Raw genomic sequence first — 23,559 nt, 5'->3', positions numbered from 1 at the left:
GTGTGACCTTTTACACACTCTAAAAATGATTATATAAATTTTTCAGCTTTTGTCAACTGTTTTTTTGCTTCTTTTTATAATTCATAAAGAAATCTTTCAGCTGAGTGAGCGAAGTGACCAGGATTTCCTTCTCGTCCTCAGCAAGCCCCTTTACCACAGCCTCAATCATTTCCCTGTGGAAAGCTTCATGATGGTAATATGCCCGCTTCCCTTTTTCTGTCAGGCGGATAAATACCACACGCCGGTCTTCTTCACTGCGTTCCCTCAGCACATATCCCTTTTTTACAAGGCTGTTCATAGAAATTGTCAGTGTGCCCATGGTAACCAGCATCTTTTTGGCAATCGATGACATATTCATCGGCTGTTCCACGCCAACCGCTTCGATAATATGCATATCATTGTTTGTAATGTCGCAGAATTCCCCGGTAATGATGGCATCCTGCTCAATATCCATAATATCATGAAACAGATTCACCAGAACATCATTCAGGGCGCGATAGCTCTTTTCCATGGGTACCTCCTTCATTCAAATTGCAGCTTTCGTACATGTTAATGATACATGGTTTTATGCCGGATTACAAGCGATTCCGAACAAATCTGAAATCACCCGCGGCACCGTCTCAATCTGATTACTGCGATACGCGTTGCTGCCGCAGAAAAGCAGTGCCAGTTCTGTTTTTTCCGTGACCGCGTTTACAAGCGCCTGTGTGATACAGTACGGAATCTGTGCAGGATTACATTTTTCCAGGCATTGAAGGCAGCCCTGGGGGCGCTTCTCCTGCGTATGATCCGCTGTTAAGAATGAATTCCTGATCGCACGTCCCGGCATCCCCACCGGACTTTTCGTGATCACAATATCTGCCTCCCTGGCTCTCAGATACCGCTCTTTATAGGACATCGGAGCGTCACACTCTTTGGTCGTAACAAATCTGGTTCCAACCTGTACCCCATCTGCCCCTACTTCCCCGATCATATGCTGTACATCCTGTCCGTCATAGATTCCGCCCGCCACAACGACCGGTATGTTCTTCTGGTATTTGTCACCGCATTCCCTGACCGCGCAGATAATCTTTTTAATCTCTTCCTCATAACTCTCGTCCGTATATGTCTTAAGTTCTTCCTCTGAAAATCCCAGATGACCTCCCGCCTTTGGTCCCTCGATCACAATGAGATCCGGTGTCGTCTGATAACGGCGGTCCCAGAGTTTGCAGATCAGTTTCGCCGCTTTCAGCGAAGATACGATCGGTGCCAGCTTCGTCTTAAAACCTTTTGCATATTTCGGCAGATCCACCGGAAGCCCGGCACCTGATACGATGATATCAGCCCCCGCCTTCAGTGCCGCTTTCACATAATCTTCATATCGTCTCGTGGCGACCATGATATTGAATCCCAGTATCCCTCCGGGCGCAATCGCACGGGCTTTATCCAGTTCTTCCTTCATCACCCGCAGATTTGTCTCAATTGGGTTTTTACGAAATTCGGGATCCCGGAAACCGATCTGTGCCGTGGAGATCAGGCCGATGCCGCCGTTTTTCGCCACAGCTCCCGCCAGTCCCGAAAGACTGACTCCGACTCCCATCCCACCCTGGATCAGCGGAAGGGGTACCGTCAGCTCCCCGATTCTCAAAGGTTTTTGCTCTGTCATTAATTTTTCCCTCTCTATTCCTGCACTCGTTACATTTTGCGGAAACGCTGGTAACGGTGATCCCGAAGCTCACTGTCTGTCTTTCCCTGGAAACGCACCAGAAAACTTCGGATCTCTGCACGCAGCATTCTGCAGATCTGACGCTGATTCTCCTGGCATGCCGGTTTTTCTTCCGGAATCACTTTCTCAATGATACCAAGGCCCAGCAGATCGTCTGCGGTGATTTTCATGACCCCGGCCGCTTCATTTGCTTTTTTGCTGTCCTTCCACAAAATGGAAGCAAATCCCTCCGGGGACAGAATCGAGTAGACTGCATTTTCCATCATCCAGACTTCGTCTGCCACAGCCATGGCAAGAGCACCGCCGCTTCCGCCTTCTCCGATTACCATGGAGAGGATGGGCGTCTTCAGATCCGACATCTCGAACAGATTATCCGCGATCGCTCTTCCCTGACCGCGCTCCTCGGCTTCCAGTCCGCAGAACGCCCCCGGTGTATCCACCAGACAGATCACCGGGCGGTGAAATTTCTCCGCCTGTTTCATAAGTCTCAGTGCCTTCCGGTAGCCATCCGGAGACGGCATCCCAAAGTTCCGGACCAGATTATCCTTCAGGTTTTTTCCCTTCTGCTGTCCGATGACCGTGACGGGTGTCGCCCCCAGCATCGCAATTCCCCCGACGACCGCTCCGTCATCCTGGCAGTAACGGTCACCATGAAATTCTATGAAGTCCGTAAAAATATTTTCAATATAGTCGAGTGCCGTCAGACGGTCTGCCCGTCTGGAGGTCTCCACTACACTCCAGGCATCCCGGTTTTCCTTCCGTTTGCGTGATTTTGCCAGATCTGCCTCAGCCGGCGCAGATGCTTTTTCTGAAAGCGTATGCATACGTATGATGTCTGCAAGCGTTTTCCTCATATCTGCACGCTCCACGATCTTGTCGACAAACCCATGTTCAAGCAAAAATTCGGAACGCTGAAATCCTTCCGGGAGCTTCTGCCGAATCGTCTGCTCAATGACACGCGGACCTGCAAATCCAATCAGTGCTTTCGGCTCTGCCAGAATCACATCTCCAAGCATTGCAAAACTCGCCGTCACCCCGCCCGTCGTAGGATCCGTCAGAACAGATATATACAGCTGTCCTTCATTACTGTGTCTTTTTAATGCTGCGGAAGTCTTCGCCATCTGCATCAGAGAGACCATGCCTTCCTGCATTCTGGCTCCTCCTGAACAGCAGAACATAACGATCGGAAGCCTAAGCGCCGTAGCACGTTCTATCATGCGTGTAATTTTTTCTCCGACGACATAGCCCATGCTTCCCATCAGAAACCGGGCATCAATGACGCCGACTGCACAGGTAAGTCCTTCAATGGCAGCTTTACCTGTCACAACACCTTCCGCGAGTGATGTTTTTTCCTGTGCCGCCTTGATCTTCTCTTCATAGCCCTCAAACTGCAGCGGATTGCCGGTCTCAAGATCTGCATCCCATTCCTCAAAACTGCCGCCGTCCACTGTCATTTTCAGCCGGCGCTTTATATTCAGACGGAAATATCCGCCGCATTTTGGGCAAATATAATAATTCGCACGCACATCATCCCTGTAAACCAGTTCACCGCACTTGCTGCATTTTGCCCAGAGAGTTTTCAGCACATCCGGTGCCTCTTCTCCCTTTTTCATATTCATATTGGACGGAGATTTCCGTAATAAATTCTTTAACATCACTACCTCCACGGCTACAGATATTTCTCAATAAATGAAGTGTCCTGTTTTCCCTCCCGGAAAACCTGGTGTTCAATAATCTGCATCTGATATTCCTTGTTCGTATCCACACCTTCTATGACCATCTCATCAAGTGCCGAGCGCATTTTCTGCAATGCCTCCTCACGGTTTGCGCCGTGAACAATCACTTTGGCGATCATGGAATCATAGTTCGGCGGAATCTGATACCCGTTATATACCGCACTGTCGATCCGAACGCCGTTTCCTCCCGGGAAATGGCTGTCCTGGATCGTCCCCGGACATGGCATAAAGTTTTTATCCGGATTTTCAGCATTGATCCTGCATTCCATCGCATGACCCCTCAGACAGATGTCATCCTGTGAAAATGGAAGTTTTTCCCCTGATGCGATCCTGATCTGTTCCTTGATCAGGTCCAGCCCTGTCACAGCCTCCGTCACCGGATGCTCCACCTGAATTCTTGTATTCATCTCTATAAAAAAGAATTCTCTGTTCTTATCCACCAGAAATTCGATCGTACCTGCATTTTCATAACCCGCCGCAAGAGCCGCTTTCACCGCAGCCCTTCCCATTTCGGCGCGGAGGTCTTCGGAGATGGCGGGACTCGGTGATTCTTCGATCATTTTCTGATGGCGGCGCTGTACGGAGCAGTCACGTTCCCCGAGATGTACCACATTTCCATAACGATCCGCCAGGATCTGGAATTCAATATGCCGCGGTTCCTGCACAAAACGCTCGATATACATCGTCGGATCGGAGAATCCCTGCTCCGCCTCCCGCTGTGCCGTCTGGAACTGTGCATCGAATTCCTCCGGTGACATGGCAACCCGCATACCTCGGCCTCCACCTCCGGAAGCCGCCTTGATCATCACGGGATATCCGATATCCGCCGCAGCTTTCTTCCCTTTTTTTACATCCAGGATTGACTCTGTGCTCCCCGGTACCACCGGAACATGTGCCGCGATCATGGTATTCCTGGCTTCCGCCTTATTTCCCATACGGGCGATCACATCACTTTTCGGCCCGATAAAGGTGATGCCGCATTTTTCGCACATCTGAGCAAATTTACTGTTCTCCGAGAGGAATCCAAATCCCGGATGAACGGCATCCGCCTCCATGGTGATCGTTGCACTTAAGATACGTTCCATATTCAGATAACTTTCCTTTGACGGAGCCGGACCGATGCAGATGGCTTCGTCAGCCAGCAGGGTATGCAGGGCATCCCGGTCTGCCTCCGAGTATACGGCAACCGTAGCAATCCCCATCTCACGACACGCTCTGATAATACGCACCGCGATCTCACCCCGGTTTGCGATCAATACTTTCTTTATCATGCAATCACCTATCCTACCACAAATGTCATATCGGCAGTAACTGCCGTCTTACCGTCAACGGTCGCCGTTGCACGGCCGACACCGATCGGTCCTTTTTGTTTCACAATCTCACATTCCAGGCGAAGCGTGTCTCCCGGCACTACTTTTCTGCGGAATTTAACTTTGTCCATTCCTCCAAAAAATGCTGTCTTCCCTTTGTTCTCGTCCACACTTAAGATGGCAACAGCCCCCACCTGTGCAAGCGCTTCCACGATCAGTACACCCGGCATCACCGGTTCTTCCGGAAAATGACCTGCGAAAAAGTCTTCCTTAAAAGTTACATTCTTGATTCCTTCTGCGCGCACACCGGGTTCCAGTTCATCGATGCGGTCGATCAGCAGAAACGGATGACGGTGTGGTATAATCGCTTCAATCTCTTTGATTCCAAGTGCCATACTGCCCCTCCTTATCCAATCCGAAACAGCGGTTGCCCGTATTCAACCACCTGCTCATTTTCAATCAGTATCCCGGTGATCACGCCGTCCCTGTCACATTCGATCTCATTCATCAGCTTCATCGTCTCAATGATTCCGATTACCTGCCCTTTTTTCACAGTATCCCCCACCTGAACGAACGCCTGCGCATCCTCCGACGGTGCACTGTAGAACGTTCCCACAAGCGGGGATTTGATCAGTGTTCCATCGTCAATGATCTCTGTCTCCTCGATGGACTCCGGTACTGCAACCGGCGCTGCTGCTGCCGGAACTGCTGCGACTACCTGCTTCTCCGCTTTTAAAACGAGCTTGACATCGCCTTCCTGATATTCAAATTCCGAGAGTGATGAGGCTGAGACAGTCTCTATCAAACGTATAATCTGTTCTGCTTCCACTTATGCTTCCTCCTGCCCGCGATATTTTCTGACACAGAGTGTCGCGTTATGTCCGCCGAATCCCAGAGAATTCGTGAGACAACAGTCAACCTCCTGCTCCACAGGGCCTCCTGTGATATAATCCAGATCACATTCTTCATCCGGCACCTGATACCCGACGGTCGGGTGAAGATAACCGTCCTGTATAGATTTTACACAGGTAATAAATTCCACACCCCCGGCTGCACCAAGCAGATGCCCAATCATGGACTTTGTAGAACTGATCTTTACCTTTTCTGCTTCTTTGCCAAGCGCCAGCCTGATTGCCTTCGTCTCAAACAGGTCATTATGATGCGTACTCGTTCCATGGGCGTTGATATAATCCACGTCCTCCGCCCTGATTCCGGCATCATTCATCGCCTTTTCCATGGCTTTTGCAGCTCCGCTGCCGTCTTCTATGGGAGAAGTAATGTGGTAGGCATCGCTCGTGGCACCGTATCCTACGATTTCCGCATAAATTCTGGCATTTCTCTTCTTTGCATGCTCCAGTTCTTCCAGTACTACAACTCCTGCTCCTTCGCCTATCACAAAACCGCTTCGCTCCTTGTCAAACGGAATCGATGCGCGCATCGGGTCAGATGCTGATGTCAGAGCCGTCAGCGATGAAAATCCGGAAACACCGATCGGCGTGATCGAGCTCTCGGCCCCCCCCGCCAGCATCACATCCGCATCACCATACTGGATCGTCCGGAATGCTTCGCCGATGGAATGCGTTCCCGTCGCACATGCCGTCACCACATTGATGCTTTTTCCTTTGCATCCAAGCTGGATGCTGACGTTCCCTGCTGCCATATTGCTGATCATCATCGGCACCATCATAGGGCTGACTTTTCTCGGACCGCCCTTCAGCAGTTTCTGAAATTCACGCTCCACGGTCTGCAGGCTCCCAATTCCCGATCCTATACTGATTCCTACCATATACGGGTCTTCTTCCTCCATATCGATGCCGGAATCACTTACTGCTTCTCTCGATGCCGCAACCGCATACTGACAGAATGCCTCCATACGCTTTGCCGCTTTGGCGTCCATATATTCTTTCGCGTCGAAGTCTTTGACTTCCGCTGCAATTTTCACTTTATAATCTGATATATCAAACTTTGTAATCTCTCCGATGCCCACGGTCTGACTCTTTACAGCCTCCCAGAATGCATCCACACTGTTTCCGATCGGGGTGATGGCTCCCATCCCCGTAACAACAACTCTTCTCATGGATTTTCTCCTTTATATCATTATGTGCAGTGTTCAGGCGAGTTCCCATTACATTACCATTCCACCGTCCACGTGCAGCACCTGTCCGGTAATATACCGGCTTTTCTCTGATACCAGAAATACAACTGCATCTGCCACATCCTCCGGTCTCCCGAAATCTTTCAGCGGGATCTGAGCCTTTGCCCCTTCTTTTACTTTCTCTGACAGAACCTCTGTCATATCTGTCTCAATAAATCCCGGAGCCACCGCATTCACGGTAATTCCTCTGGAAGCCACTTCCCTTGCAACAGACTTTGTCAATCCAATCAGTCCCGCCTTGGAAGCGCTGTAATTGGCCTGTCCTGCATTTCCTGACACGCCGGATACGGAAGAAATATTTACGATTTTCCCGCTCCGCTGGCGTATCATGGACTTCACCGCCCATTTACAGCAGTGAAAGGCGCCTGTCAGATTTGTATCCAGCACCCTGGTAAAATCTTCTTCACTCATGCGCATAAGAAGTCCGTCTTTTGTAATGCCCGCATTATTTACCAGAATATCAATCCGCCCCAGGCGAGCCATAATGTCGGCAAACCATGATGCTACCGCTGCGCCGTCCGCGACGTTACAGGGACCCGCTTCCGCCTGTCCGCCTCTTTCCTGGATTTCCTTCACCACTTCCTGCGCCCTCTGGGAGGAACTCGCATAATTCACTACGACATACGCTCCCTCAGCTGCCAGTGCGAGTGCGATCGCACGTCCGATTCCCCTGGCACCCCCTGTTACGATAGCTACCTGATTCTCCAACATAGTCATTCTCCTTTATTTTCCTGCCTGCCGGTAAAAATCCTGTAATCCGTCAAGCTGCTCCCATTTTTCCACATTGTAGACGGCTGCATCTCTGTAAATCTTTTTTACAAATGATGCGAGCGTCCGTCCAGGACCAATCTCCACAAAATGAGTCACTCCATCTGCAATCATCGCTTCCACGCTCTGCTGCCAGCGCACGGAACTGCTGACCTGACGAATCAGAAGCTCTTTGATCTTATCTGTGCCGCCGACGTAAGACGCGGTCACGTTCGTCACATACGGAATCTCATGTTCGAAGACCGCCACAGACGCAAGCGTCTGTCCCAGCCTGCTCCCCGCCTCCTTCAGCATCTCTGAATGAAACGGACCGCTGACATTTAACGGCACTACCCTTTTTGCTTTGGCATCCTTTAAGGCTGCCGCTGCAGTATCCACCGCTTTTTTTTCTCCGGATATCACGATCTGTCCAGGGCAATTATAATTGGCTATCTGAACACCCGGGATATGATTCAGTACCTGTTCGATGGCTTCAGCAGACAGCCCCATCACAGCAGCCATGCCGCCCTGCCCTGCCGGGACAGCCTCCTGCATCAGAATTCCTCTCTGACGAACCACCTGCACGGCATCCTCAAAGCTCATCGCACCGCAGCAGACAAGCGCACAGTACTCCCCAAGGCTTAATCCCGCCGTCACATCCGGTACAAACCCCCGCTTCTGAAGTTCACGCAGCATCGCAGTGCTGGTTGTGACCATAGCTGCCTGCGTATACTCGGTGATGTCCAGCCGGTCATTTTCCTCAAAGCAAAGTGCTTCCATGGAAAATCCCAGCAGCTCTCCTGCCTTCTCGAAAACTGCCTTTGAGATGGGGGAATTTTCATAAAAATCTTGACCCATACCGGCTTTCTGTGCTCCCTGACCCGGGAAGATATATGCTATTTTTCCCATTTTTCCGCTCCTTTTAACAGCGTCTCGGTCTCATTTACAAGTTCTTCGATGATTTCCTTACAGGTCTGACGCCGTTTGATCAGTCCTGCAATCTGCCCTGCCATCACACTTCCATTTTTCGTATCCCCCTCCAGCACCGCTCTGCGCAGTGAACCGAGTGTCAGAAGCTCCAGTTCTTCAAAGGAAGCTCCTTCCTGCTCTTTTTTCAGATACTCTTTCGTGTTCTGGTTCCTTAGCGAACGGACCGGATGTCCTGTAGAGCGGCCTGTCACGACGCTGTCGATATCCTTTGACTTTACAATCCGTTCTTTATAATTTTCATGCACGATAGACTCATCAGATACCACAAAACGTGTACCGATCTGAACACCCTCCGCACCCAGCAAAAACATGGCCGCCATCCCTCTGCCGTCGCCGACTCCTCCGGCTCCGATCACTGGTATCTCAACCGCATCCGCGACCTGCGGAATCAGTGTCATCGTCGTCTGTTCCCCAATATGTCCGCCCGCCTCGCAGCCTTCTGCCACAACGGCATCTGCTCCGTATCGTTCCATACGCTTTGCCAGTGCAACACTCGCCACAACAGGAATTACTTTCATGCCGGATTCTTTCCATGTTTTCATAAATTTCTCCGGGTTGCCTGCTCCTGTCGTGATGACCGGAACCTTTTCCTCTGTCACAAGCTGCGCTACCTCTTCTGCACTCGGACTGATCAGCATAATATTCACTCCAAATGGCCTGTCCGTCAGCTCCCTGACTTTTCGTATTTCTTCGCGTACTACCTCAGCCGGTGCATTTGCCGCACCGATCAGTCCCAGTCCGCCTGCATTGGAAACTGCCGCCGCCAGATGATGTTCTGCCACCCAGGCCATCCCGCCCTGGATGATAGGATATTCTGTACCCAGTATGTCCGTCACTCTTGTTTTCATGGCCTACCTGCCTTTCGCAATCTTATTCTTCGTCAATGCCTTTATTTTTCAGGTAATCAATAACATCCTGAACTGTTATCATACTTTCCAGATCCTCAGCCGGAATTTCGATTTCATAAGTATCTTCCAGATTTGTCACCAGTTCAAACAGATCAAGTGAATCCGCATTCAGATCATCTTTTAAGGATTTTTCCGGTGTAATGCTGCCTGCATCGATACCCAGCTGCTCTGCAATTAATTCTTTCATTTTTTCTAACATTTTTTTGTTCTCCTTTTATCTTTCATAAATTATTTATTGTAATGCTGACCTTCCGGCCGCTTACTACCATGTCATGAGCGTACTGCCCCAGCTCAATCCCCCGCCGAACGCACACAGGATTAATTTATCCCCTTTTTTAATCTTTCCCGACCTGCTGTACTCGTCCAGTAAGATTGGAATACTTGCCGCAGCAATATTGCCGCACCCATCCATATTCATCGGCATCTTCTCATTCGGGATCTTCAGTGCTTTTGCTGCGGAAGCCAGAATCCTCCGGTTTGCCTGGTGCATGATAAAATGATCGATCTCTTTTATATCAGTTCCGCTCTTTTCGAGCACCCTGCGAATCGTCTCAGGCACTTTGCGGATCGCAAATTTGAAGACCGCCTGTCCATCCATATGCATTTTCCGGCCGTCAGGCGTATGGCTCACCAGCGGGTTCTGCAGCGGATTGCCTTCACAGTAAAGCACCATGCCTTTCGATCCGTCGCACCCCATGTCCATGCATTCTATTCCCGTCTCATCAGCGCCCACAACAGCTGCCCCGGCGCCGTCACCAAAAAGAATGCAGGTGCTTCTGTCTTCCCAGTCAACTATTTTTGAAAGAGTCTCCGCTCCCACTACCAGAATCTTCCCGTAAATCCCGGACTGTATATAGGATGCTGCCGTATTCAGAGCAAACACAAACCCGGAACACGCCGCATTGATGTCCATGCAGACTGCGTTCTCCGCACCGATCGAATCCTGCAGCTGACATGCCGCACTCGGAAACAGATAATCCGGCGTAACGGTCGCAAACAGTATCATATCCAGCTCCTCAACGGACGTTGCCGCAGCCTCTAAAGCTTTTTTTACGGCTTCAGCCGCCATGGATACCGTCCCCTGATCGGTAAGATGCCTCTTTTTGATCCCGGTTCTCTCTCTGATCCATTCGTCACTGGTATCCACCAGCTGTGCGATATCATCGTTTGTCATAATATGCTCCGGCAGATAGCTTCCGGTACCCAAAATTCTCGCTCTCATATTTTTACTCTCTCTTTGTCATGAAATTATACTAAAGTAAATATCCTGTCGTAATTTGAACTTATGAATATTTTATTTTAAAATATTTCGTATATCAAACTATTTAGGCATAAAAGTATTATAGCAGGTTCCAAACGTATGTCAACCCTGAATTTACAAAGATTAAGCGGACCGGTTTGAAACCGGTCCGCCATTGATATACTGCCTGTCATTCATTGTGATCTTTATTTACGGTTTCTTTTAATCCTGACTGCCAGTACCGCTATAATGATACCTGCTGCCGCAAGGAGGGCAATCCACAGCATAATATTCGTCTCATCACCCGTCTTCGCATTCGCGGCACGCGTACTCTTGGTGCTGAGTGTACGTTTCGTCGTACTTGCCTTTGTGGTAGACGCCTTCACCGCAATCTTTGCTGCACGGCTGGTAATGGATACCGTCTGATCGCCGTTTGCCGACTTATTGGTATTCGTGACTACACAGTAGTAATACATCGTTCCCACAGAAGCGGTGGACGGTGTATAGGTGCTCTTCGTCGCTCCCTTGATCGCACTTCCGTCTTTTGTACTGTTCTTTGTGCTGGAGTACCACTGATAGCTTAATGTTCCGCCGTCTTTTACACTGGCTTTCACTTCCATCGCCTTTGCGGCTTTACCTTTATAGTATGTCGCATTGCTCGGTCCGCTTACAGAAGGCGTCTCCGCATTCGTCCTGGTGCTCACCGCGATTTTCGCCGTATCACTGACAGCCGTCGCAGTCTGATTACCAGTCACATCTTTATTCGTATTTGTCACCACACAGTAATAATATACTGTTCCGTTTTTCTTCGTGGACGGTGTATAGGTGCTCTTTGTCGCATCCTCGATCACCGTTCCGTTTTTGGTGCTGTTCTTAGTGTTGGAGTACCACTGATATGTGAGTTTTCCCCCATCCGGAGACTCAGCCTTTACCTGCAGCTCTTTGGCAGATGTACCAGTAAAGTACGATGCCCCTTTGGGATTTCCTGTGATCTTCGGTGCTCTGGCATCCGTCTTCTGCGTATCCGTCACAACGACCTTAGCTGCATTACTGGACGCAGATGCTGTTTTCCCGTCCTTCGTATTCGTTACGATACAGTAGTAATATGTCTCTCCGGCCTTATCCGTCTTCGGCGTATACTCACTGGTTGTTGCGCCGTCAATTCTGGTTCCGGTTGCAATATTGTTGGTATTATTCTGATACCACTGATAGCTCAATGTTCCGCCATCCGTAACTTCCGCCGTCACACTGAGCGGATCTGCCTTGCCGTCTTTTTTATATGTGCCGCCTTTTGGGTCTTTCTTGACAGCCGGAGTCTGTACGTCAGCCGGGGGTGTGGAATCATTGACAGTTATCGCTGCCGTGTTGCTGGCTGCCGCCGCTGTATTCCCGTCCTTCGTATTCGTTACGATACAATAATAATATACTGTTCCCGCCGCATTCGCTGGGGGAGTAAAGGTGCTGTTTGTTTCTCCCGTGATCTCAGTTCCGCTTGTGGTATCATTTTTGGTGTTCTGGTACCACTGATACGTTAAAGTTCCGCCGTCCGTCACTTCCGCTGTTACCCCAAGCGCCGTCGCTGTCTCGCCTTTATCATACTCTGCGGACTGTGGATGAGCCGTGAACTGTGGTGTCTGTGCTGCTGCCGGCTGGTTGTCATTCACTGTGACAGCCGCTCTTTCACTCGTCGCCGCTGCCGTCTGAGTACCTGTCACTGCGGTATTGGTATTCGTCACCACACAGTAATAATACGTGGTTCCTGCTGTCCCTGTTCCCGGTGTATAGCTGTCTGTGCCGTCCCCAACAGGTGTTCCGTCAGAAGCTGCATCCGTGCTCTGGTACCACTGATAACTCAGTGTGCCTTCGTCATTTACCGACGCCGTGACACTGAGGGCTGCTGCAGGTGCGTCCTTATCGTATGTGGCATCTGCTGGATTTCCCGTAATCACCGGGGTCTCGGCATCTACCACCGGCGGTGCCGGTTCATTTACCGTAACCGTTGCTCTGGCGCTGACAGCAGTCGCCGTCTTTTCACCTGTCGCCGCATTGTTCGTATTCGTCACCACACAGTAATAATACGTGGTTCCTGCTGTCCCTGTTCCCGGTGTATAGCTGTTTGTGCCGTCCCCAACAGGTGTTCCGTCAGAAGCTGCATCCGTGCTCTGGTACCACTGATAACTCAGTGTGCCTTCGTCATTTACCGACGCCGTGACACTGAGGGCTGCTGCAGGTGCGTCCTTATCGTATGTACCATCTGCTGGATTTCCCGTAATCACCGGGGTCTCGGCATCTACCGACGCTTTCACAGCCGGAGCCTGTAGTTCCTCTTTCGGCTGTTCCTTTGATTCTGACGTCTGTTCCAGTGTTATCACATACGCCCCCTGGCGCATTTTGGCATTCGCCTCGTCATAAAACCAGTCCTTATTCTGTGCAGCAGTCGCTTTCCAGATCTTTCCGGATTCTGCTGCCGGCAAAGTGTAGGAACCCTTTCCGTATGATCTGCCGCTTTCCTTCGTCTGCTCCTCATCCAGGTAACCTTTGATCGCTCCGTCAGAAGGATAAACTACCTTCCCACTTTGAACAACCTGGAATACACTGTCGGAACCAGCTGTAATCTTATCGCCGGACTGCAGCTGTTTCGAATCTCCCGCCTTAATACCAGTATTTAATGAATAATCGGCTGCCAGCACCGCTGACATATTGCCGAAGATCATACCCAGCGTCAAGATCACTGACATGAATACTTTTCCAAACCTTTTCGTTTTTCCTTTCATACTGCACACCTCTTTTCCATTTTTTCAGCTCTTTCATACGCCCCTTTTTAACCCATTTCTTACTTACAGCATACGGTAACAATGCCCCAAAATCAATAGTGTACACACATATTTAAGTTATTCTTAAGAATGTTCACGAAAAAGAAATATTCGTTTATAATTATCAGAGTTCTATCGACATTTTATTGTACAAAAAACAGGATGCCAAAGCATCCTGTTTATCTCTCCGTCTATCAGGAAAATTCCGGTTCTATCAGTCCGTACGTATTCCCTTTCCTCTTGTACACTACATTTACTTCTTCTGTCTCTGCATTGCAGAACACGAAGAAATTGTGACCGAGCAGTTCCATCTGCACACATGCGTCTTCCGGATACATCGGTTTGATCCCGAATCGTTTCGTGCGGATGATCTTTACCTCTTCATCATCGTCTGCTTCTTTCTCTATAAAAGCCTTCTGGAGATTACCTCCGTCCTGATGTTTATCAACGATTTTATTTTTATACTTTCTTAACTGTCTTTCGATAACCTCCTCTACCAGATCGATCGATACGTACATATCATTGCTGACCTGCTCTGAACGGATGATATTTCCTTTTACCGGGATTGTCACTTCAATTTTCTGACGCTCTTTCTCTACGCTTAATGTAACAACGATTTCCGTCTCCGGTGTAAAGTACCTCTCCAGCTTACCCAGTTTTTCTGTGATCGCCGATTTCAGTCCTGAAGTAACCTCAATATTCTTTCCACTAATTATAAAATTCATGATGTCAACCCCTTTGGCTCGTATTTTACAGTGAGGGCAACGCCGATTGACAGGAACGTCTGCCGTCATCTGTAATTATTCATATTATAATACATGTCTAATTTGTTCGCAATAGAATTTAGAAAACTTCTTATTATTCTACATTAAAACTGTTAATTATCGCATATTCTCAAAATTTGTTCGTACTCCATAGGCCCGCCGAACAGATCAAGTGCACTGCCCACCGTCACGTCAATTTTGTTCCCCCCGGTCTCACGCAGCCGATATAAGTCTTCATAGCAGCCAACCCCCCCCGCATACGTGATCGGATTCCTGCGGTGTCCTGCCAGAATGCGCACAAGGTCCGTCTCAATACCGGAGGCTTTTCCTTCTACATCGACCGCATGTATCAGGAATTCATCGCAGTATTCTGCCAGCTCATCCATAACCTCCTGCGTCACGGTCACTTCGGTAAACTTCTGCCACCGATCTGTTACAATATAGTAACTTCTGCCCTTCAGTCTGCAGCTCAGGTCGAGAACCAGATGCTCACGTCCGACTGCTTTCGTAATGCGGTTCAGATTATCCCAGGAAATATTACCATCCCGGAATACATATGATGTCACGATCACATGACTTGCCCCTGCCTCCAGAAACTCAGCTGCATTCCCGGCGTGAATTCCTCCTCCCGCCATCAGGCCCCCCGGATAAGCTTTCAGGGCATTCAATGCCTGCTGCTTTGTCTGCCTGTAATATGGGGAGGATTCGGGATTCAGCAGAATCACATGTCCCCCGCCGATTCCCCGGCTGCGGTAAAGCTCCGCATAAAACACAGCATCCTGCGCGGAAACAAAATTCTCCTGAGCCAGGTCTCCCAGGTCTTTCAGGCTTCCTCCCACGATCTGTTTTACTTTTCCATTATGTATATCAATGCAAGGCCGAAACCGCATACATCGTATCCTCCATCCAAAAGAGCTCATACCAGCGTTAAAATGCTGCCATCGCCATCCGGCAACGGCAGCATGCAATTACATCACAGCGGGTTATGGATTAGTACGCGCATCGTTGGATGCATCTTTTCCGAGATCTTCCACACCCTGTCCCAGGTCTTCAATTCCTTCGCCGGCGTCCTCGACAAGATTATCGCCATTGTTGTTATTGTTATCTGTTGTGCCGTTCGTATTCGTGCCGTCAGAATTCAGTCCGCCGGTTCCTGCTTCATTGCCGGTATTGTCATTTCCGGTAGTCGCGTTGTCCGTGGTATTGTTTGTTGTACCGTCTGTAGCATCGTTCACGTTGCCGGTGTTATTATTATCATCAACACCGTTGTCTGTCCCGTCGGTATTTTCCTCTGTGGCTGCATTGTTTTTATCAGTATTATCAGCGTTACCACATCCCGCCATGAAACATACCATCGCTGCCAGCATCAATCCCAACATCCACTTCTTCATACACTTCATAATATCGTCTCCTTTTCTTTCTCTTATCAGATTTCGATGTTATTAATATACACGTGTCTGTCGGAATTTATTCAATTTTTTTATTTTTTAAGCTTCATTGATTACGTCGCTCATATCAAAACGCCCCGGTCCTTTTCCCTTCAGGAATTTAGCAGCCTGAACAGCGCCTTTCCCAAATATGGCTTTTGAATAAGCTGTATGCCTGAACTCGATCACTTCATCAGCTCCCGCAAAGATCACCTCGTGATCTCCTACAATTGTTCCGCCGCGAACTGCAGAGATACCGATTTCATTTTTTTCTCTTTTTTTACGTTCCTGACTTCTGTCATATTTATATTCATAGGAATTATCCAGTGCTTCATTGATACTGTCTGCCAGCGCCAGCGCAGTTCCGCTTGGTGCATCGACTTTCAGTCTGTGATGTCTCTCCACAATCTCCATATCAAAGCCAGCAGGTGCAAGGAGCTGTGCTGCCTCTTTGAGAAGTTTCAGCAGCATGTTGATACCGAGTGACATATTGGCAGATTTGAGAACCGCAACTTTTTTTGCAGTTTCTTCCACCTTATGAAGCTGTTCCTCTGATAACCCGGTTGTACACAGTACGATAGGGATTTGTCTCCTGGCGCTGTAATCCAAAATTGCATCTGCTGCTTTGGCCGTGGAAAAGTCAATGATTGCATCCGCTTCAATTTCACACTCATTCATGTCCGTAAACACGGGATATCCGTTGTCCCGATTGTCCACTACGTCAATACCGGCCACGATCTCGGCTCCCTCATCCTCTTTTACAAGGCCAGAGATCACCTGTCCCATATGGCCGTTGCATCCGTGCATTATAATTCTAACCATGTCGTTCCTTTCTATTTTACCACATTCAGTCCAAAGTCTCTCATTGCAGCTGCCAGCCTTGCCTGATTAGCCGGTTCCATCTCTGTCAGCGGAAGACGGAGCGGTCCTACATCCTTGCCCATAAGATTCATCGCAGCCTTCACCGGAATCGGATTCACTTCACAGAACAGCTCATCAATCAGTGAGATTGCCCTGATCTGAAGATCGCGGCTGCCTGCAACATCCCCCTCGAGATACTTCATGACAATATCGTGGGTTTCCTTTGGAGCAATGTTTGACAGCACAGAAATCACACCGATACCGCCGAGTGACAGCAGCGGAACAATCTGATCATCATTACCCGAATAAAGATCAATCTTACCGTCTGTCAGTTCCATCACTTTTGCAACCTGCGAAATATTTCCGGTCGCTTCCTTGATGCCGACAATGTTCTCCGCATTTTTAAACAGAGACGCTACCGTGGGGGGCAGTATATTGCATCCTGTTCTGCTCGGCACGTTATACATGATGATCGGTTTCTTAACCGCTTCAGCAATTGTAGTATAATGTCTGATCAATCCGTTCTGAGTCCCTTTATTATAGTACGGTGTCACGATGAGCAGTCCGTCCGCACCGTATTCTGCGGCATCTTTTGACATGTTGACCGCTGTATGTGTACTGTTGGAACCTGTCCCTGCGATTACAGGAATCCGTTTCGCCACCTTATCAATCGTAAATTTAATGGCTTCCAGATGTTCCTCCTCACTCAATGTCGCGGATTCACCCGTCGTACCGCAGATGATGATCGCATCTGTGCCCGCCGTAATCTGTTCTTCCAGCAGCTCCTCCAGCTTGTTGTAGTTGATCGATAAATCTTCGTGCATAGGTGTAACGATGGCTACACCGGCTCCTTTAAAAATTGCCATTTTTATTCCTCCTTATTGTGAGCAAAGAAAGAGGCGATCCCTTCGTCAGGCCGCCTCCAAAGAATACATATAGTCCATGAACTTCAGATAGCACTCCATCAGAAATGATGACAGTCATATGGTTATTCACCATATGCCCAAGGATAAAATCCCGGTATCCTACCCTTTCGGCACTCTTCCCTTTTGCTTATCTTCCTCTGTTCCCGAAACATCCAATAAGCTACTGATTAAGAATGCGACCTCTATCAAAATTATTTGATTATTTTAACTATATCATTATTCATTTTTTTTGTCAATCCACGTACTCCAGTTTACTCACAGACACTTCATAAGCTATCCTGCGTTCTGTCTCGTCCTCGCTGATTTTCTTCATGTATTCTCTGCTTTGAATCCTTCCCCAGATGAGAACGTGTCCTCCTACCTGGAATGCTGACGCATATCGGGCATTTCTCCCCCAGCATATGCAGGGAATGTAATCCGATTTTCCATATGGACGGTTTACCGCGATCAGCAAGTCTGCGATTTCGCGGCCCAGTGGTGTTTTTCGGTAAACCGGCGGTTTACATATGTAACCGTCCAGGAAGATCTGATTCGATTTCATCGATTCATCTTCTTCGTCAACAAAACTGATTTCTCTGGCAAAAACAGAAAGCACCAGCCGGTTCTTTTTCTCCTCGTGCCGGTTGTAGGACCTGAACTGCCCTGCCACCTGGATATACTCTCCCTCATAATCCTGTGTGACATCGATGAGCCGTTCGGAAACCATGACGGGAATCCGGTCCTCTGAATCGCTTAATCGTTTAACCAGCACGTCGACAAGATAAAAGCCCTCGCCAAATACCTGATGGCTGAACGTAAACTGTGATGCGATCCTCCCCATAATTGCTACCTGATTGTTTTCAATAATCTTATCTGCCATGAATGATAGTACCCCTTCCTCTTCGTTGTATTTTGTCTATATCATATCTATTCCATTTTTTCCCACATTAGAACCAAAAAATAATTTTTTTCATAATTACTTGTATTCCGAACAAAATGTGGTAGACTTGTATAGTCAGGAAATCCACGTAATTTCGCGGGTTAAGCCCAAAACCCACAGAAAATATATAAATTCAGGAAGGAAATACCATGAAGACCAAGAGAGAAGATGTAAGAAATGTCGCCATTATCGCTCATGTAGACCACGGCAAGACGACACTGGTGGATGAATTGTTAAAGCAAAGCGGAGTATTCCGTGAAAATCAGGAGGTCCAGGAACGTGTCATGGACTCCAACGATATTGAACGTGAGCGCGGTATCACAATTCTTTCTAAAAATACAGCAGTATCATATAAAGATGTAAAAATCAATATCATCGACACCCCCGGCCATGCCGATTTCGGCGGAGAAGTAGAACGTGTACTGAAAATGGTCAACGGTGTTATCCTCGTCGTTGACGCATTTGAGGGGGCTATGCCGCAGACAAAATTTGTACTCCGCAAAGCACTCGAACTGGACCTGGATGTTATCGTCTGCGTGAATAAAATCGACCGGTCTGAGGCTCGCCCCCACGAAGTGGTCGATGAGGTGCTGGAACTGCTGATGGACCTTGAAGCCTCTGACAGGCAGCTGGACTGCCCGTTTTTGTTTGCTTCTGCTAAATCGGGATATGCGCTTCGGGATCTGGATGATACTCCGCAGGATATGCAGCCCCTGTTTGACACAATCCTCACACATATCCCCGCACCGGAGGGTGATCCGGATGCCGGAACCCAGCTCCTGATCAGCACCATTGACTATAACGAATATGTGGGGCGTATCGGTGTGGGTAAAGTTGACAACGGCAGTATAACTGTCAATCAGGATGTAATGCTTGTCAATGACCATGACCTCACCAAAAAGAAAAAAGTAAAGATCAGCAAACTGTACGAGTTTGACGGTCTCAATAAAATAGAAGTAAGAGAGGCCGGCATCGGCTCCATTGTTGCCATATCCGGTATCTCTGATATCCACATCGGAGACACTCTGTGTGACCCGGAAAATCCGCAGCCGATTCCGTTCCAGAAAATCTCAGAACCGACTATTGCCATGCAGTTTATGGTTAATGACAGTCCTCTGGCGGGTCAGGAAGGGAAATTTATTACTTCACGGCATATCCGTGAACGTCTCATGCGTGAGCTGAATACTGACGTGAGCCTTCGGGTGGAAGATACGGAATCACCGGACTGCTTTAAAGTTTCCGGCCGCGGTGAGCTGCATCTGTCGGTACTGATCGAAAACATGCGGCGTGAAGGGTACGAATTCGCCGTCAGCAAAGCCGAGGTACTATACAAGGAAAATGAGCGGGGCCAGCTTCTGGAACCTATGGAGATTGCCTTCATAGACGTCCCGGAAGAATTCTCCGGATCCGTAATCCAGAAACTGAGCGAGCGCAGGGGAGAACTTCAGGGCATGAGTCTCGCGAGTGACGGATCCACACGCCTGGAATTTTCAATCCCTGCCCGCGGCCTGATCGGGTACCGCGGTGAGTTCATGACGGCGACCAAAGGAAATGGTATCATGAATACCGTCTTCGACGAATACGGTCCGTACAAGGGAGACATCCAGTACCGCAAACAGGGTTCTCTGATCGCGTTTGAATCAGGTGAATCCGTGACTTATGGACTGTTCTCCGCTCAGGACCGCGGAACACTCTTCATCGGTCCCGGCGAAAAGGTGTACGCCGGAATGGTCATCGGACAGAACGGCAAGGCTGAGGATATTGAACTCAACGTCTGTAAGACTAAACACCTCACCAATACAAGGTCTTCTTCTGCTGATGAAGCGCTGAAACTGACGCCTCCGCGTGTGTTGAGTCTCGAACAGGCCCTGGAGTTCATCGATAAAGATGAGCTGCTGGAAGTCACACCGGACAGCCTGCGCATCCGTAAAAAAATACTGGACGCAAGACTGCGCAAACGCGCTTCCAAATAATCCGTAACATCGCAAAAAACACCCCATGTTTCTGATTGTTCATTCATCAGAAACATGGGGTGCTTTTATGCTGCAGGTTCGCTCTCGTCGGTGACTTCCTCATCAGAATCCGCACCGCCTGCGGTCGCATCTTTTCCCGGATAAAAATCATAATATGTAACGCCGTCTTCCATACTGACACCCTTCGCAGCAGCCAGCTCACTGACCGTCACGAGCTGATATCCTTCTTCCACAAGCTTCGGAATGATCGTCTTGCAGGACTCCACTGTCGTAGGCCAGATATCATGCATCAGCACGATTTCACCATCCGATACATTATCGAGAACTGCCGATATATTGGAATCGACATTTTTCGTCTCCCAGTCAAGCGTATCCAGACTCCAGTAGACGCACGGCTTACCGATCGCTCCGGTGATCATCTCGTCCTGAGAACCGAACGGCGTCCTTGCCAGGGTCGCCACATCACCGCCTGCGTACTGTGCGATTGCCTGATCTGTCCGGTCAAACTGGTCTTTAATACCAGCTGCATCAAGACTCTTAAGGTTTGGATGATCGAAGGAGTGATTGCCGAGCTCACATCCCAGCTCCTTCATCCTCGGAATTGTATCCGCTCCGTATTCACTGACACACTCTCCCAGCATAAAGAAAGTCGCCCTGGCTCCGTTTGCCTCCAGGATGTCCAGCAGTTCACTCGTATATTTTCCCGGACCGTCATCAAACGTCAGCGCAATCATCTTGGACTCTTTATCCGGCTCGTACACCCCGTTTTCATTGAAGTAACAGCCCTGGTCTCCGATAACAGCCCAACCGGTCTGCATATATCCATCAGCATTGAAATAATACTCCTGACCATCAATTTCCAGCCAGCCATTCTTATAATATGTACGGTCCTCATTGGCATACCACCAGCCGTTATCATCAACCTGCCAGCCCGGCACCGCGTAACTGGTCACGGTATCCGCGGCCATTTCCGCTTTGACAGCCTGTGTATCAGCGCCTTCAGCCGTCTCGCCTGAAGTGCCTTCACCGGACTGGTCACTACCTTCGGCATTACCGTTATCTGCCGCATTGCCATCTTCAGTTTCGCCGGTTTCCGCCCCTTCGCCGGTCCCCGCCTCAACTTCCATAACAGCCTTATCCGTCTTCCCCGAGGTATCCGAATTCTTTACCATGGGTTTGACGACTGCCCACACTGCGCTGATGCACAGAAGGACTACCGCCACACAGGCTGCAACAGCCACACAGCGTTTGATCAGCATTTTCTGACGCCGTCTTCGCCGCAGCTGTTTTTCTTTCTCGCGCCTCATGCGCTCTATTCGCTCTCTTCTTTGTCTCTCATCCATTGTAATGATATCTTCCCGCCTATTAATCTATACTTCCCCTTTATATCTAAACCTCTGTCCCCAAGAGGTTTGTTGTGTCTACCCACTATGACTATTATCATACCCCTCATTGGGCCAAGATACAATTACATTTTTATTAAATTTCCATGATTCGACAAATAGTCCGGCTTCGTGTTCTAAAACTTACGAATCTTCTGCTCTACCTCGGATTCCCTGCGTGGACGGAATAAAAGAAGCCAAGCAATCAGGGGGATCAGGAACGTCAGCACGCAGAAAGCTTTACCCAGAACCCATTCAGGAAGCCCAAAAGAAGAAAACTTCTCCTGGATCGCAGGAATAAAGAGGAGCACAATATCCAGCACAAATGTCAGGACACACAACGTTTTGATCACAGGCCTGCCGTTCGCATTCACAATACACAACAGAGCCAGAACCAGCTGCAGCGCTCCCAGCCAGTACGGGTACAGTTCAACCATCGAAAAGCTTTTATTAAAACCTGTAATCCCCAGAATCACGATAACAATGCCAACAGCTGCCGTAAACGTCGCACAGATTCTGAGCTTATGATAAGCTATCCGCTCGCTGGATCTGCTCCATACCCAGTAGATAATCCCTGCAAGGATCGGTGCTGTCATGGAGATCAGTCCCGGTACATAGAACGAGGTCAGAGGGATCCCATATTTATCCAACAGGCTTCTTAAAATCAGTGAATACAGGATAACAAACAGTGAATCCAGAGTTGTCAAAATCCACAGGAACTTCAGGATTCCCCGTTTTACCGTCGGCTGCAGTCCGGGATTATCCGGATCTGTACTCGAGCATAGTGCACAGAGTACGATCTGTACCCCGCAGAATATGTATCCCTTAAGTCCAGTGAGCCCGGATAACACACCTGCCCGCACCAGTATAAAAAATACAGCTGCTGCAAGCGCTGACAGTGTTACCCATAACTGCAGAAGACCCAAACGCGGCATTGGCATGCTAAACCCGCCTTTCGAAGATGACCGTCTGGTTTTTTTCCTGATCTTCTTCTCTTTTTTGCCATTGTCTTTTTCCTGTATGACCACCTCTTTTTGTTTTCTGTCCGGTTTTTCAGGTTCTTTTGCCGCAGGCTGAACAGTCTTTGTCTCCTTCTTCACCGGCTCTTCTTCCCGCATTGTACGTTCCGTACTTTCTCGAACCTCTCCGTTGGGCATCGTTGCCGCAGTTACTACACTTTCCAGTGCCAGCTTTAATTCACCTGCCGTCAGATAACGCTCCTCCGGCCGGATATGACACGTTTTCCGCAGTACCTCTGCAATCGCGCTTCCACCCATGACCGGATCCGGAAACGGATCTCCCGCCATGCAGCGCTGCATGGCATTCTGCTTATCCTGTGCCGTCGCTTTCTGCGGGTACTCCGGCATAAAAGGCATTCTGCCTTTGTTCAGAAGCCGGTACATCAGAAGCCCCAGCGCATAAAGATCCGCTGTCTGCTCAGAATGAGCGCTGTCACCTGGCTGTGCCAGTTTAAATTTTCCGGACTCTGTCACCAGAATATTTGACGTTTTTATATCACAGTGAGGCTCCTGCGTCTGCCTGTACTGTTCCAGTTCTTCACAGAGATCCATTCCCATATTGATGACTGCCTGCACATCCATGGGGCGGCTCTTCCGGTATTCATCCAGATTCTGTAATGTATTCTCCATAATCTGTATCCTCCTTTACTCTACAATTGCCAATCCGTTTCATCGCTTATGTTC

At 49.0% G+C, this 23,559-nt stretch carries 22 protein-coding genes and 1 riboswitch; of the genes, 1 reads left to right on the top strand and 21 read right to left on the bottom strand.

Going from position 1 to position 23,559, the window contains the following annotated elements:
* Positions 1-52 precede the first annotated feature (52 nt).
* From MCG98_RS04655 to MCG98_RS04565, 19 genes are all read right to left on the bottom strand, one after another.
* Positions 53-511, bottom strand: coding sequence for a MarR family transcriptional regulator (locus MCG98_RS04655; RefSeq protein ID WP_240300647.1), 459 nt, complete (start codon positions 509-511; stop codon positions 53-55).
* 54 nt (positions 512-565) lie between these two features.
* Positions 566-1,645, bottom strand: a complete 1,080-nt coding sequence (locus tag MCG98_RS04650) for a nitronate monooxygenase family protein (RefSeq protein WP_240300646.1) — start codon at positions 1,643-1,645, stop codon at positions 566-568.
* 29 nt (positions 1,646-1,674) lie between these two features.
* Positions 1,675-3,360, bottom strand: a complete 1,686-nt coding sequence (gene accD / locus MCG98_RS04645) for an acetyl-CoA carboxylase, carboxyltransferase subunit beta (RefSeq protein ID WP_240300645.1) — start codon at positions 3,358-3,360, stop codon at positions 1,675-1,677.
* 14 nt (positions 3,361-3,374) lie between these two features.
* A complete protein-coding gene (locus tag MCG98_RS04640; protein ID WP_240300644.1) occupies positions 3,375-4,712 on the bottom strand; it encodes an acetyl-CoA carboxylase biotin carboxylase subunit in 1,338 nt (445 codons plus the stop codon).
* An 8-nt stretch (positions 4,713-4,720) separates the two neighbouring features.
* Positions 4,721-5,146, bottom strand: a complete 426-nt coding sequence (gene fabZ, locus MCG98_RS04635) for a 3-hydroxyacyl-ACP dehydratase FabZ (protein WP_240300643.1) — start codon at positions 5,144-5,146, stop codon at positions 4,721-4,723.
* A gap of 11 nt (positions 5,147-5,157) precedes the next feature.
* Complete coding sequence (gene accB, locus MCG98_RS04630; protein WP_240300642.1) at positions 5,158-5,580, bottom strand: acetyl-CoA carboxylase biotin carboxyl carrier protein; 423 nt, start codon at positions 5,578-5,580, stop codon at positions 5,158-5,160.
* Complete coding sequence (fabF, locus tag MCG98_RS04625; protein ID WP_240300641.1) at positions 5,581-6,828, bottom strand: beta-ketoacyl-ACP synthase II; 1,248 nt, start codon at positions 6,826-6,828, stop codon at positions 5,581-5,583.
* A 48-nt stretch (positions 6,829-6,876) separates the two neighbouring features.
* The gene (fabG, locus tag MCG98_RS04620) at positions 6,877-7,617 is read right to left on the bottom strand and encodes a 3-oxoacyl-[acyl-carrier-protein] reductase (protein WP_240300640.1); all 741 of its coding nucleotides are present in this window, start codon (positions 7,615-7,617) and stop codon (positions 6,877-6,879) included.
* A gap of 12 nt (positions 7,618-7,629) precedes the next feature.
* Positions 7,630-8,562 (bottom strand): ACP S-malonyltransferase, encoded by a 933-nt coding sequence (gene fabD / locus MCG98_RS04615; protein ID WP_240300639.1) that lies wholly within the window; start codon positions 8,560-8,562, stop codon positions 7,630-7,632.
* A complete protein-coding gene (fabK, locus tag MCG98_RS04610; protein ID WP_240286333.1) occupies positions 8,550-9,491 on the bottom strand; it encodes an enoyl-[acyl-carrier-protein] reductase FabK in 942 nt (313 codons plus the stop codon). The genes fabD and fabK overlap by 13 nt, the downstream gene beginning before the upstream one ends.
* Positions 9,492-9,513: 22 nt before the next feature.
* Positions 9,514-9,750: an acyl carrier protein gene (acpP, locus tag MCG98_RS04605; RefSeq protein ID WP_240286335.1), complete on the bottom strand. Its 237-nt coding sequence runs from the start codon at positions 9,748-9,750 to the stop codon at positions 9,514-9,516.
* Positions 9,751-9,813: 63 nt separating this feature from the next.
* Positions 9,814-10,773, bottom strand: coding sequence for a beta-ketoacyl-ACP synthase III (locus tag MCG98_RS04600; RefSeq protein ID WP_240286337.1), 960 nt, complete (start codon positions 10,771-10,773; stop codon positions 9,814-9,816).
* Between the two features lie 224 nt (positions 10,774-10,997).
* Positions 10,998-13,565, bottom strand: a complete 2,568-nt coding sequence (locus tag MCG98_RS04595) for a hypothetical protein (RefSeq protein WP_240286339.1) — start codon at positions 13,563-13,565, stop codon at positions 10,998-11,000.
* Positions 13,566-13,798: 233 nt separating this feature from the next.
* A complete protein-coding gene (gene raiA / locus MCG98_RS04590) occupies positions 13,799-14,329 on the bottom strand; it encodes a ribosome-associated translation inhibitor RaiA (protein WP_028528555.1) in 531 nt (176 codons plus the stop codon).
* 152 nt (positions 14,330-14,481) lie between these two features.
* Positions 14,482-15,258 (bottom strand): phosphoribosylformimino-5-aminoimidazole carboxamide ribotide isomerase, encoded by a 777-nt coding sequence (gene hisA / locus MCG98_RS04585; protein WP_240286341.1) that lies wholly within the window; start codon positions 15,256-15,258, stop codon positions 14,482-14,484.
* A gap of 93 nt (positions 15,259-15,351) precedes the next feature.
* Entirely contained in the window at positions 15,352-15,768 is a 417-nt protein-coding gene (locus tag MCG98_RS04580) for a hypothetical protein (RefSeq protein WP_240300638.1), read from the bottom strand.
* 87 nt (positions 15,769-15,855) lie between these two features.
* Complete coding sequence (dapB, locus tag MCG98_RS04575; RefSeq protein WP_240300637.1) at positions 15,856-16,617, bottom strand: 4-hydroxy-tetrahydrodipicolinate reductase; 762 nt, start codon at positions 16,615-16,617, stop codon at positions 15,856-15,858.
* Between the two features lie 11 nt (positions 16,618-16,628).
* Positions 16,629-17,522, bottom strand: a complete 894-nt coding sequence (dapA, locus tag MCG98_RS04570; RefSeq protein ID WP_240300636.1) for a 4-hydroxy-tetrahydrodipicolinate synthase — start codon at positions 17,520-17,522, stop codon at positions 16,629-16,631.
* An 80-nt stretch (positions 17,523-17,602) separates the two neighbouring features.
* A riboswitch (Lysine riboswitch) is annotated at positions 17,603-17,775 on the bottom strand.
* A gap of 39 nt (positions 17,776-17,814) precedes the next feature.
* Complete coding sequence (locus MCG98_RS04565) at positions 17,815-18,441, bottom strand: single-stranded DNA-binding protein (protein ID WP_240300635.1); 627 nt, start codon at positions 18,439-18,441, stop codon at positions 17,815-17,817.
* 209 nt (positions 18,442-18,650) lie between these two features.
* Here MCG98_RS04565 and typA point away from each other — a divergent pair, with 209 nt between their 5' ends.
* Positions 18,651-20,474, top strand: coding sequence for a translational GTPase TypA (gene typA, locus MCG98_RS04560; RefSeq protein ID WP_240300634.1), 1,824 nt, complete (start codon positions 18,651-18,653; stop codon positions 20,472-20,474).
* Positions 20,475-20,539: 65 nt separating this feature from the next.
* Here the strand turns inward: typA and MCG98_RS04555 are convergent, their stop codons facing one another.
* Positions 20,540-21,817 (bottom strand): polysaccharide deacetylase family protein, encoded by a 1,278-nt coding sequence (locus tag MCG98_RS04555; RefSeq protein WP_240300633.1) that lies wholly within the window; start codon positions 21,815-21,817, stop codon positions 20,540-20,542.
* A gap of 176 nt (positions 21,818-21,993) precedes the next feature.
* Positions 21,994-23,505 carry a hypothetical protein gene (locus MCG98_RS04550; protein WP_240300632.1) on the bottom strand — a complete coding sequence of 504 codons (1,512 nt, stop codon included), beginning with the start codon at positions 23,503-23,505 and terminating at the stop codon, positions 21,994-21,996.
* Positions 23,506-23,559: the final 54 nt, after the last annotated feature.

The organism is Ruminococcus sp. OA3, from assembly GCF_022440845.1.
GTDB lineage: Bacteria > Bacillota > Clostridia > Lachnospirales > Lachnospiraceae > Ruminococcus_G.
Note: the sequence above shows the minus strand (reverse complement) of the source record. Positions and strands in the feature narration are given on the sequence as shown.